The organism is Paenibacillus sp. LHD-38 (assembly GCF_031157315.1).
Taxonomy (GTDB): Bacteria; Bacillota; Bacilli; order Paenibacillales; family Paenibacillaceae; genus Pristimantibacillus.
The window spans coordinates 17,075-29,420 of the sequence record NZ_JAVIFU010000065.1; the positions used below are offsets into that span (position 1 = coordinate 17,075).

The window sequence follows — 12,346 nt, forward strand, 5'->3', positions numbered from 1 at the left end:
AAGGTGGTGTTTACAATGGAGAAACCAAAAGCTTCGACAAGAGTTGTCGTCGGCATGTCAGGCGGCGTCGATTCCTCCGTCACCGCACTGCTGCTGAAGCAGCAAGGCTATGACGTTGTCGGCATTTTTATGAAAAACTGGGATGATACCGATGAATTCGGTCATTGCACGGCGGAAGAAGACTCGGAAGACGTTCGCCGCGTATGCGAGCAAATCGGCATCCCCTACTATACCGTTAATTTTGAACGGCAATACTTTGACAAGGTATTCACTTATTTCTTGGATGAATACAAGCGCGGACGTACGCCTAACCCCGATGTGATGTGCAACCGCGAAATTAAATTCGGCGATTTCTTGCAGCGTGCGATGGAGCTCGGCGCCGATTATTTGGCCACTGGCCATTATGCTCAGGTCGAGCGCACGGAGGACGGTGTGACGAGGCTGCTGCGCGGCGTCGATTCGAATAAGGATCAAACCTATTTCCTTAGCGCTCTAAGCCAGAAGCAGCTGGCGAAAGCAATGTTTCCAATCGGGCATCTTCCCAAACCCGAGGTGCGCCGCATCGCGGAGGAAGCCGGCTTATATACGGCTAAGAAGAAAGACAGCACCGGCGTTTGCTTCATTGGCGAGCGAAACTTCAAAACCTTCCTAAGCGGGTATTTGCCGGCGCAAGCAGGCGACATGATCGATATCCAAAGCGGCGAGAAGAAAGGCCGTCACGACGGTTTGATGTATTATACGCTCGGCCAGCGGCAAGGACTCGGTATCGGTGGATCAGGCTCAGGCGAGCCATGGTTCGTTGCCGACAAGGATTTGGAGCGTAATATCCTGTATGTCGTGCAGGGCGAGCAGCATCCAAGCCTTTACTCCGAGAGCTTAACGGCTAGCGGCATGAACTGGATCGTCCCAGCGGGTCACAGCAATGAAACCATCCGCTGTACCGCTAAATTCCGTTACCGCCAGCCCGATCAAGGCGTAAGCGTAACGGCCTTCGAGGATGGAACGGCTCATATCGTTTTTGATAAACCGCAAAAGGCAATTACACCAGGACAAGCTGTCGTGCTCTATGACGGAGAGGTTTGTCTTGGAGGCGGCACGATCGAAACGGTGCAAAAAATCGATGCTGCCTCGGCTCATGCCAAGCAAGCATAATCATTTAAGCACCAAATAAGGCTGCTTAGCACATTCAACGATGTGCTAAGCAGCCTTTTCTTGTTCCATAAGCATCTTAATCATCCGAAATGCTGCCCCTCCTGTCCTGCTCTTCGTTCATCGATTCTTCGAATAAGCAGGCGGGAAATACGCAGATGATCCGTTTCCTCAATAATGAATTCGAATGCGCCCCCGTAATTGACCCGTTGGTTATTAACCGGAGGTATTTCGATTTTCGAATAGATCCATCCTCCGATTGTATCGTAATCATCCGTCTCGATATCAAGGCCAAAAAAGCTGTTGACCTCCTCAATTAACATCAAGCCGCTGACGGAGAATGTATCGTCATCCTTTCGTTCCAGCGGTTCCCGCTCCTCGTCAAATTCGTCTTGAATTTCTCCGACGATTTCCTCCATGATGTCCTCCAATGTTACCAGCCCGGAGGTGCCGCCGTATTCATCAATCAAAATTGCAATTTGTGATCGCCGTTTTTGCATCAGCTTGAGCAGCGTGCTTATCTGCATGGATTCGGGCACGGTAGTTATAGGCCTTGTAATTTGCCTAATGTCATGAAGGCTCTGCAGCGTATCCTTCAACAAATCCTTGATGTGCACAAAGCCGATAATGTTATCCTTGTCATTTTCGCATACCGGATAACGCGTCAGCATTTGTTCCAGCGCAAGTTTTTTATTTTCAGCCAACGTGTGGCTTGTATTGAGGCAAATCATCTCCGTACGGGGAATCATGATTTCACGAGCATTCGTTTCCGCAAAATCAAAAATATTGTCTACGAGCATCAGCTCGGTATTATCAATTAATCCGTTTTTATGGCTCTCCTTCATCAAAATGCGAATTTCATCTTCCGTGTGCGCGGAATCCTTTTCAGTCGCCGGCTCAATCCCTATCCTTCGAAGCAGTTGATTGGCCATCCCGTTCAGCACCCAAATGAAAGGATACATCAGCTTATAAAAGCATATAAGCGGCGTCGCGGTTAACAGCGTAACGGATTCGGCTTTGCGGATGGCTACCGTCTTGGGCGCCAGCTCCCCGAGAACGATATGAAGCACCGTTATGAAGGTAAACGCCAGTATAAAGGATAACGTACGAATGAACACCTCGTTGCGAATGCCGATATAACCAAAAAAAGGCTCGATTACTCTTGCAATAGCCGGTTCTCCGATCCATCCAAGCCCAAGCGAGGCAAGCGTAATGCCAAGCTGACATGCTGACAAATAGGCGTCTAAATTTCCCGTCAAATGAGTTGCGAGCCTCGCGCGTGAATGGCCTTCGGAGGCAAGCGTATCGATACGGCTCCCTCTGACCTTCACCATCGCAAACTCGGCTGCAACAAAAAAACCGTTCATAAAGACGAACAAAAAAATAAGCAGCAGGGACAAACTAATCGGCATGGGGTCATTCAACAGATTCCTGTCCTCCGCAATAAGGCGGGCAAATTGCGATGACAGGCGCACCTCCTTTTGGAACAAAGATACGGCGATCTTTGTGTAATGTGAGAGCTCTCCTAGATGCCAAGCCGCCGTGTCAAACGGTAAAGCCGCAGGGTAAGCCATTTTCAAGACTGTAATTATTTGTATTCGTCATAGGCTGGCCTTAATACACGGATTTCCGGCTGCTGCCCGTAATTTTTATGCTGCTGCGGAAACAGACTTCAACAAATGTTCATAAAGCCGCAACGAATTGATCATTTAATGTGAAGCGAATGCTTCAAAGAATCTGTTATAATGCAATCAGCTTACGATGCAAACTTTTCACTAAAACATGCAGGAGGTTCTCAAATGAAACGAATATTACTAATATGTCTTGCCGCACTATGGCTCTTGCCAAGTGTTGCTTTAGCCCATTCCAAACTGGAAAACGCCGTGCCCGCGCAGGATGCGACGATCACTGCTTCGCCTGAGCGAATAGAGCTGACCTTCAACACCAAGATTGAGAATCTGAGCAATTTCAAAATCGTAAATGCCGCCGGCGAGGAAATGGAAAAGGATAAAGTAGCAGTCGAAGGTATGACGATGAGCGGTACTGTGCCAACTCCGCTGACTAATGGCATTTACACGGTTAAATGGGTTATTATCGGTGCAGACGGCCACTCTGTTGAAGGCGATTATTCCTTTACGCTTGAAGCGCCTGCCGCAACGGAAGAGACTTCTCCAGAGCCTGAGGCATCCGCAGAACCTGATACGGGCACGAATGAGGGAAAGGGCAATCCTTCATCCACGACTGAACGTGACAGTACAAACTATACCCCGGCAATCATCATAGGCGCGATTATTGCAGCAGCTGCAATCGCGTTGTTCATGCGGAGGCGCAAATAATGATTTACATCAGCGAAGGCCTTTTATACATTTGCTTCGCAATTTTAACGGGTTCCTTGCTGCTGCGCCTCGTGCCTGATGATAGAAGGCCCACGGTTCATGTGCCGAATGGCTTGCTGCTTGCATGCGCAATTGCGATACCGATACTGTCGTATGTTCCAATTCATAACTTAGCCCTTGTCTTCGGCAAGGATTTCGACATGACCTACGGTTCTATCCTTAAAAGCATATTACTCGATATCAATACGGGAAAAGCCTGGCTGTGGACAGCGATCGGTTCTGCTGGACTCGCATTTTTACTTGGGCTTAAGGCTTTCCGGGGCGACAAGCATATGCCTAAGGTCGCGTTGTTTGTTACTTTTTTGCTTATTGTTTGGTTAGGCTATGCGGGACACGCTTCATCGCTTTACGGATTTAGAGGATTACTCACGCATGCTACCCATTTTCTCGCGGTTAGCGTGTGGATCGGGATATTGTTCGTAACCAGCTGGTTTGCCAAAGACGACGCCAACTGGCATGCGTTTCTGCGCTGGTTCTCGCCTGTTGCGATCATTTCCGTCATTCTAACGCTGTTAGCAGGCTTTATCCTCATGTCGTTCACGACGCCTGAATACGTGAATGCCTGGATGCTTCCCTACGGTCAGATGCTGCTGATTAAACATTTATTAATTTTGCCTTTGCTCCTTTTTGCCTACTCCAACGGCTTCGGATACAAAAAAGCAGCAAAAAGCAATCCATCCTTCAATCCGAGAAGATGGCTGAAGGCAGAGAGTGTCATTGCGCTGCTCGTGCTTGCCGCTACAGGCGTGCTTGGACAACAGACACCGCCGCATACGGTAAAAGAAACCTTGCAAACCGTTTCTCCATCACCTTTGTTCACAACTGTTTACAAAGGCAGCTTCAGCCCTGATATCGCGCTGAAATTCACGCTTCACATGGAGAGTTTGCTTATGTTTGCCGCGGCGCTGCTTATGGCTGTTGGACTCCTATGGATGTACCGTACCAACAAACTGATCCCCGCTTTTATAATGGGAATATTAACTGCGGTGTTCGGTTATTACGGCCTTATGTTTTCAATTGCTTAACCAATGTCATGTCCATGCAAAGAAAGGCTGCCCGCGAGTGATCGCCAAGGGCAGCCTTTCTTGTTTCTATTGCCGATTTGCTACTTTCGTTTCTGCTGATTTTGCTTGATTTTATCTTCCATGCCCTGTTCGGTTGCCTTGTAGAAAGTCATGCTCCCAAGCGTGTTAGGCAAATACTGCTGCTTTACATAATGGTTCGGGAAGTTATGCGGATACTGGTACCCCTCATGGCCAAGCTGCTGCGCGCCCTTATAGTGGGTATCCCGCAGATGCAGCGGCACCTCCGCACCTCCCGCGCGTTCAATTGCCGCCTCAGCATTGCCAATCGCGATTGCCGTCGCGTTCGATTTCGGACTCTCCACCGCAAATAAAATCGCCTGCGATATGTTGTATTTCGCTTCCGGCCAGCCGATCTTATGGTAAGCATCCATGGCGGTAACCGCTTGGATCATCGCCTGAGGATTGGCAAGGCCAATATCCTCGCTGCATGCCACGATCAGCCTCCTGATGAAGGTCATCGGGTCCATGCCCAGCTTCTCGACCGCGTACAAAAACCAGAAGAGCGCGGCATCGCTCGAACCGCGTACGCTCTTGTGAAATGCCGATAATACGTCATATTGTGTGGACAGGTCGGCGCGTATCGAAGGCTTTCGTATGGACTCCTGCGCAACCTCAAGCGTTAACCGCACAGATCCGTCCATCTCCGATGGCGTCGTCACCGCGGCGAGCTCCAGCGCATTAAGCGCTCTGCGTATGTCACCGCCAGCCATCGAGGCAATATGCCGCAGCGCGTCCTCATCTGCTTGCAAATCCATGAAGCCTAAACCGCGCTCCCGATCGGCCAATGCCCTTCTCATGGCCTCGTAGGCATGCTCTTCGCCTAGCGCCTCCAGTTGAAACAGTGTCGAACGCGACAATAGCGCCCCGTTCACATGATGAAAGGGATTTTCCGTCTTATATATATAATTTTATGAGGAATTATTACTTCTAATGAGATTATCTCTGATTACACTATACCACGTAAGGCTTTGTTAATTCTATTTTTTTTCCACTTCCTTCTAATTTAGGAGGAAAATTAATGAAGGATGAAGAAGAAGTAGGGGTGGGGGGCTTAGCGGCTCCAACATGTTCAATAAGCACGAAGTAGAAGTATGAGGCACGTAGTAAATGAATCAATGTACTAACAGGGCACCCAACGGAATTTATGACTACACGAACTATTGTTGTTGATAATCACATCGAGAAATCAAGTCTTTAGACATGTTCTATAAAAGGAGTGTTTGGGATGGCGGAACGTAAGAATTTTCGATTTGTCGTAAAGGAAGCACAAGTTACGATGCGAAACAACGTGCAACGATACGCAACTATAGTTGTAGAGGACCTTCGAAAAGGCGTATTTACGGTCCATCCCTTAACAGATTTCATTCGCTCTGTTTATGGGTCGAAAGACAATTACAATACACAGAAAGCGCCTGCCGAGACGATTAAACGATTTTTGAATTGGCTCTTTATCGAAAATCACGCGATATATGGATTGAACTCCTTTGAGCACCTTCAAATTAAGCATGGTGTAGAATACATAAATTATTTAAGCGAGGTCAAACAAAATAAAAGGGTTACAATGAAAGCCGCGGAACGGTACCTGACTGAGTTTTACGATTTTCTTCAACGCAGGCAGATTGCTAAAAATCTCATGCCTTTGAAAAAGGGCATAAACGGTGCATTGGAATCACCGTTCTCTAGCGAGGGCTTGTCAATGCCAACCCCAAGTTTGCTTCAAAGTAAAATAACCGACTTTCCTGACCTGGAGTTGGTACAACTTTTCTTGGAAACCGCGTGCCATGTAGCGCCAGACATTGTTTTTGGTATCTATTTTCAATTTTTTGGCGGGCTCAGAAGAGGCGAGGTTGTAAATTTAAATGGTGGTAGCATTCAAGCAGTAGGTGCGTACGGCAGCAGTGCAATGACCGTAGAAGTGAAGGATCGACCTGAACTCTTTGTGAGAATTCGTGATGCAGCAAAGAACTGCGTAAAGAAACCACGACCTCAAACAATTTTGTTCGCTCCGATGTTACCTGCGTTATATAAACGCCATCTCCAATGGTTAGCGGCAAACTCTCGTTCTAAAAATAGCGATCCACTTTTTATCGATGATGATGGCAACTCGATGAGCGGCGCGACTTATGAAAAACGTTTTATGAAAGTGAAAAAGGCTTTCATAAAGCGCCTAGAACAGTTAAAATCCCCGCATTTGAGCTATTTGAATAAATACACGTGGGGAACGCACATTGGGCGCGGCATTTTTACAAATATTGCTGCCAGGTTTGTTGCGAAAACCCCTCAGGAATTGGCCGCGCTTCGCGGCGATAGTACAATCGACGCCGCATTAAAATACATGTCAACTTTAAGGGTTCAAGAAGAAATTAATCGTGGATTGGAAGATATATTCTCGCTATAAAAATTAGTATAGGCGGGTGGAACAATGGAGTTTATAAGCAGAAATTCCATCAAAATCGATTATGGATGGTCTACAGAAAAGATTGCCAATTTAATCAAACTTGGTGTGTTAAGGACGGCTTTTGACGGTTCTATGGAAAGAATATTAAAGGAATCGGCCGAGCAACACAGACAGTTTGAAATCAGAATAATAGACGATTACATGCCCGCTACTGACTTCTTTAAAGCTCTTGGTTATTCCCGCAGTGCGTTTAAAACAGAGGCAAAAATAATAGAAAAGATTAACCAGTTTCGCGATATCAAGCTTATCGATGTGATCGAACTTGAGGGATACACCATTCGATTTAACGCACTATGGGTTTCCAAATCATCGTTTCGCCGCTTTACTGACCTGTTGACAACCGATTATGTTGAAGCATCGGAAGCTCAGCGTAGTTTTAATGGAACAAATGAAGAATTGCGATATCGACTGCGAGAGTACAAGGTACCTTATATCAAGCTAACTAAGAGATACTACTTGAAAACCGCGTTTGAAAAGGTACAATTGAATGATTTTCTCACGACGGAAGAGGTAAGTAAAATAACTGGCATACCTGTTAGGGTTTTCAATCGATATAAAGCAGATAGTATATTCAACGGAGTTTTAGAGTTTAGCGGCAAAAAAATGATTCCTACCTCCGAAGCTGAACGTGTACGTAATGATCTCCAAATGTTACGCCAGAAATATTACACTCCGATAGAAGCGAAGGAATACCTTGGACTTAAGGTAATCAATCCAGTTACCTCCATTGTGTCAATTCCCTGCCCTCCAATCGCAAGGGCATTTGCTTTTCAAGCTCAGGTGCTGTTCTTAAAAGAAAGCGTCCATGCATACAACGACTCTCGGAAAGACGCGCATGTAAAAAAACTTGGCAACGCGATGCCTGCTGATGCGAGTGACTTTTTCAGAATTAGCGTTAACAATATTCCCTACACTATTGATTCTTCGCCAACGAAAGAATGGTTCATCAAATATGCCCTACGCGAACTTTCCCTTTCCAACGCCAGCAACAAATCCAAATTCAAATACGCGAGAGAATTTTTGTCTATTATGGAAAAGGTACTTACATATAAACCCGATATACCCGTTCATTTACTTACAACTGATGACGCAAATGGGTTAATCGAACACGAAACACGTCATTACTACAAAGGGCGGTATGTTTACGATTTTTTGAAATTTGTTTCAGAAAAGGCGCTTTGTAAGTACGATTTGCGGTATGTAATCAGGCCAAGCACACAGCCTCTGGCACAAAAAGATAAAGAAATTTACAGTTTCGAAGAATTCGTTCAAGTGTTTACAGTCGCCTCTTGCGTTGAAAACCATTTGCATGACGCGATTAAAGACTGCTACTACGCTTCAGCATGGCTTTATATACTGGTCCATCTAACGAACGCTTGGCGGCATAGCGATGTAATGCAAATCCCTCCTGTATTCCCCGAGACTGGAGGTATTACCGAACTCAGATGGTTTCAAGATTGCAGGCTCTCTGAAACTCAAGCTCAAAAAATCATCAATCAATTGGGTCATTTTGAACTGAGCATTTCAAAAACGGGTATGAAACGACACTTCTTCTGCAACAAAAACCTGGCTGTCCCCATGGCAACTGCGCTCTCGATCTGCGAATTTCACCGCAGGGATACCAATCGACCGTTTTTAATATCAACCACAAGTAAAAAAGACATCATTCCCGATACCATCTTTGAACGCTTTTTCAAAAATGGCTTCAAGTTTCGAAGCCTTAAAATGAATCGATCCCTAATGACGCACCTATTTTATTCTATTCAAAAACGTGAGGGCAAAGGTAACTCCGCTTTTGAGTTGATCCAGAGAATGCGAAATCACGCTACCGACATTACAAAGGATTACATCCTGTCATCCGACGTAGATATGGGCCACCTAACCAGGAACCTTTTTGACCGCGGCGAATTCGGCTACATCTATGATCAACTGATAGATGTCCTGAGTTCAGAAAACGGTTATGAACCCAATAACGCCCTTGAAGAAAGAACCAACCGAATTGTTCAGATCAAGCGTAAATGGAGTGCTGAAGTTACGGAAGGCTTTTCTTCTTTCTTACAAGCCATTGAAAACGAGAAACAAACCATCATCATCAAGATCAAGTCGATGGATAAAGCTGAAGCTTTTGAATATATCCGCAAACTTTATTTAAACGAGATGCCATCGAAGCAGCAGCACATTCAATGTTTCAGCTATCCCTCTTGCCACAAACCCTCAAGAGACTATAAGTGCACCACGTGCGCTTATGCAATCCCCAACATGTACGCGCTAAATGCGCTGGCTTCAGACATCAGAGGTACTATGGAAAAATATCGTGAAGCGCGCACGGACGGTTCGAAAGAAAAATATTTCAACTCTCTTTCGCTCTCACTTGATTTACTTACACAAGCATTGTCTGAGTTCGGCGAAGACTTGACATGGACTTTTTTCGAAGGCGGAGAGCAGGGACTGGAAGCCGAGTTAGCATTAATAAATTAGAAAGGCGGTGGCATCGTGAGTGTAGGAGCACTAAAACGAAATCAAACGAGTTACTTTAACACCCTGTCGGACAGCTTCTTTGAAAATAAATATAGCATCAAAGAAGCTAAAGTGATTATTAAACGACTCAAAGCCGATGGCGTTATGGCTTCTGGGGAATTCGAGGACTTCACTTGGACATTTTACATAGATGAATCTATGACAGTGTGTAAGGTCGATTTCTCTGAGATCATGCATTTTATCGAGGTCACAACAATGCTGAAGTGTTGGTCAAGTGAGAGATTGTTGGAAATCCAAGCAAAAACACTTAGCCACTCCTACGGCTATATCCCGAAAATAGTTAATCTGACGCAGTCATTTGCCGAGGAATGCGTCGATAACCTGATTTACTTCCTTGTGAATGATCTAACAGAAAATATGAGAAATGTTACATTAAGGACGCTAATGAACTTTTTAGACTACTCCGAGTTAGAATATAAGGAATTGTACCTGAACCAACTTAACGATATCTATCGGAAGTCATCATCTAACAAAAACACACGCGATCTTCCCGCTTTTCGAGATGTTTTAATTTTTGGTTCCGTCCTGGAACGTTTTATGAGCGAGTGGAATGAACATGAACGTTTACTGTTCTACCCCATCGTCTTGTGGTGGAAAATTACGAACATAATCCCCTTGCGCCCGAAAGAGTTCTGCGCTATCAAACGCGATTGTCTAACACGGAAAAATAGCAGCTTCTATATAACAGTTCCTCGCAAAAAACAAAAAGCCACCATGCGATTAGTTGAACTCGTTGATACGTTGGAAATCAATCGCGATATCTACAAAATGGTACAGGACTACATCAATTTAACTAACTCGTTTGGAGAAACAAAAACCCTGATTTCTTATCGTGCCTACTCTAAGTCCATCAATGTTAACGGTGGGAAGAGAAATCTGAATTTCAATTCCTATCGTTTTCACTATAACAATCTAGATCGTTTATTGCTTTCGTATTATGAACGGATCGTTAAAAAGAAGTATGGATACGAGGATTTAGAGCAGGTCAGACCAGGCGATACGCGCCATTTCGCTTTTTGTTCTATGATGCTACAAGGATTTAACGCGCTGTCAATTGCGCGGATCGGTGGTCACCGAAGCATTGAATCACAATATCATTACCAGCAGCACATGAAATATTTTGCGGATTCTAAAGTGTATCACTTATCCAGGCTATTTCGATACGAACGTATCAAAGGTCTATCTTCGATTTCAAACATCGAACTGGAGCACGTTGGACGAAACTTCTTAAAAGATAGGCAACAGTTTGCCTATCTTAAAGAAATGGATGTTGGATATTGCACCGACCCTAACATGGCGTGCGAGTCAGATCTTTGCCAATTCTGTTCCAAGTGGTGGGTATCTCGTGAGGAATTTAAGTTACATGAATCCGAGATTAGAAATCGCGCCGCGATTAAAGAGAAAAACATTAACGATCGTATCGCATTCATGGAGAAATTAAGAAACGAAATGGAGTACGACTTATCAAATAACGAATACTCCCTATCGGACCAAGAGAATCTTTCCAGGGAAGCTAAGCTACTTCAAGGTGACATGGTTGATTTGGCCAAACTTTACTCTTATGTCGATGATTTTGAAGATTAAAAGAGGTGAGATATGTTGAAAACCGCAGGTAGACCAACAAAATACAACACGCCTGAAACGTTATCGTTGCTTAAGTATTTGGTTGAGCTATATAAAGAAAAGGAACCTTATTGTGGCATTGTTAAGGTGGCCGATATGGTTCGTTTCTCACAACAAATGAACGAGCTTGATAGCGGCAAATATCCTCTTTTTAACAAAGATGTATGGCGCACATATGGCAAATCGTTTATTGATGAGGCAAACGAATTTATGCCGTCCAACTTGGCTAACAATGACACGTTGAAATTCAACATTCCTAATGTTGCCGATATCGTCCAGAGACATGGCAAAAATCACCCCCGCCTTCTTGAACATCTTCGTCCTCTTGAAATCATGCTGCATGAATCTTTGAGCCGAGAAGAAAAATTGCGGCGGGATAAAGCTGATCTCCAGGTCGCGATTCAAACCTTGAAAGAGACGATATCATTTTACGAACAACACACGCTGCAAATGGCGCAACACAGTCTATCGCAAGAATATCAAGAGAAATACGGCCTTGTTAATCAAATTTCCATAAACGCTAACGCGAGAAACAAAAGCGCAATGAAAAACCTGGATCATTGGTTAAGCTCCACATTTGACGATCAAGTTAGCGAAGAACCTCAGCAGCCAAACAAAGAAAGCAAAGGCCTTGCTTTATGGAAAGGAAAAAAACAAAAATAGCGCATGGCGCTATTTTTGATTTTGGTGATATATCATCAGATATAATGATGGGATGTAATCGCAAATCATTATCCAACAAATTCACAATTATCCCGCCTTACTAATTCAAACCAACCTACATAATTGAAATATCTTACCTCTCCATTAATACCGAATATTTAGCAATATCCTCAATTTCAGACAAATCTTCAAATGGAGATGGTGGGAGTGCTACGAATAGTATCAATGCGATTCGTAGACACGCAATAGACAATCCTCAATTGTCATTATGTGGGGAAGAAATGCACCAACCAAACTAATGTTGGTGCTTGAACTCGGTAATTGTCAAGGTAGTTGTCGTGATTCCTCAAAAATAGAAGTGGTTTAGTTTCATGAATTTTCTTCAGCTTGAATAAGCTTCGCTCGTTCTGGATTGAGCCAAACTTCCTCTTCTA

At 44.6% G+C, this 12,346-nt stretch carries 8 protein-coding genes and 1 pseudogene; 7 read left to right on the plus strand and 2 right to left on the minus strand.

Features of this window, described 5'->3' with window-relative positions; translation table 11 throughout:
* The first annotated feature begins 15 nt into the window (after window positions 1–15).
* Window positions 16–1,152 (plus strand): tRNA 2-thiouridine(34) synthase MnmA, encoded by a 1,137-nt coding sequence (gene mnmA, locus RCO25_RS30955; protein WP_308999929.1) that lies wholly within the window; start codon window positions 16–18, stop codon window positions 1,150–1,152.
* Window positions 1,153–1,232: 80 nt separating this feature from the next.
* Here the strand turns inward: mnmA and RCO25_RS30960 are convergent, their stop codons facing one another.
* Window positions 1,233–2,573, minus strand: coding sequence for a hemolysin family protein (locus RCO25_RS30960; protein WP_308999930.1), 1,341 nt, complete (start codon window positions 2,571–2,573; stop codon window positions 1,233–1,235).
* A gap of 375 nt (window positions 2,574–2,948) precedes the next feature.
* On the opposite strand from RCO25_RS30960, the gene RCO25_RS30965 reads away from it, so the two are divergent.
* Together RCO25_RS30965 and RCO25_RS30970 are read left to right on the plus strand one after the other, a co-directional pair.
* Window positions 2,949–3,485 carry a copper resistance CopC family protein gene (locus tag RCO25_RS30965; RefSeq protein ID WP_308999931.1) on the plus strand — a complete coding sequence of 179 codons (537 nt, stop codon included), beginning with the start codon at window positions 2,949–2,951 and terminating at the stop codon, window positions 3,483–3,485.
* Window positions 3,485–4,570, plus strand: coding sequence for a copper resistance D family protein (locus RCO25_RS30970; RefSeq protein ID WP_308999932.1), 1,086 nt, complete (start codon window positions 3,485–3,487; stop codon window positions 4,568–4,570). Before RCO25_RS30965 ends, RCO25_RS30970 begins: the two co-directional genes overlap by 1 nt.
* An 80-nt stretch (window positions 4,571–4,650) precedes the next feature.
* On the opposite strand, the pseudogene RCO25_RS30975 reads toward RCO25_RS30970, so the two are convergent.
* Window positions 4,651–5,523: pseudogene (locus RCO25_RS30975) on the minus strand (AAA family ATPase); the annotation flags it as partial.
* A 332-nt stretch (window positions 5,524–5,855) separates the two neighbouring features.
* On the opposite strand from RCO25_RS30975, the gene RCO25_RS30980 reads away from it, so the two are divergent.
* Genes RCO25_RS30980 through RCO25_RS30995 form a run of 4 tightly spaced genes read left to right on the plus strand, consistent with a single transcriptional unit; the run spans window position 5,856 to window position 11,912 of the window.
* Window positions 5,856–7,028 (plus strand): hypothetical protein, encoded by a 1,173-nt coding sequence (locus RCO25_RS30980; RefSeq protein ID WP_308999933.1) that lies wholly within the window; start codon window positions 5,856–5,858, stop codon window positions 7,026–7,028.
* A gap of 24 nt (window positions 7,029–7,052) precedes the next feature.
* The gene (locus RCO25_RS30985) at window positions 7,053–9,566 is read left to right on the plus strand and encodes a hypothetical protein (RefSeq protein WP_308999934.1); all 2,514 of its coding nucleotides are present in this window, start codon (window positions 7,053–7,055) and stop codon (window positions 9,564–9,566) included.
* A 15-nt stretch (window positions 9,567–9,581) separates the two neighbouring features.
* Window positions 9,582–11,210, plus strand: coding sequence for a site-specific integrase (locus tag RCO25_RS30990; protein ID WP_308999935.1), 1,629 nt, complete (start codon window positions 9,582–9,584; stop codon window positions 11,208–11,210).
* 12 nt (window positions 11,211–11,222) lie between these two features.
* The gene (locus RCO25_RS30995) at window positions 11,223–11,912 is read left to right on the plus strand and encodes a hypothetical protein (RefSeq protein WP_308999936.1); all 690 of its coding nucleotides are present in this window, start codon (window positions 11,223–11,225) and stop codon (window positions 11,910–11,912) included.
* Window positions 11,913–12,346 lie beyond the last annotated feature (434 nt).

Bases quoted from the DNA above. Each gene is read 5' to 3' on its own strand.
- RCO25_RS30995 (WP_308999936.1), top strand. From the start codon at position 11,223: ATGTTGAAAACCGCAGGTAGACCAACAAAATACAACACGCCTGAAACG.
- mnmA (WP_308999929.1), top strand. From the start codon at position 16: ATGGAGAAACCAAAAGCTTCGACAAGAGTTGTCGTCGGCATGTCAGGC.
- RCO25_RS30970 (WP_308999932.1), top strand. From the start codon at position 3,485: ATGATTTACATCAGCGAAGGCCTTTTATACATTTGCTTCGCAATTTTA.
- RCO25_RS30980 (WP_308999933.1), top strand. From the start codon at position 5,856: ATGGCGGAACGTAAGAATTTTCGATTTGTCGTAAAGGAAGCACAAGTT.
- RCO25_RS30965 (WP_308999931.1), top strand. From the start codon at position 2,949: ATGAAACGAATATTACTAATATGTCTTGCCGCACTATGGCTCTTGCCA.
- RCO25_RS30985 (WP_308999934.1), top strand. From the start codon at position 7,053: ATGGAGTTTATAAGCAGAAATTCCATCAAAATCGATTATGGATGGTCT.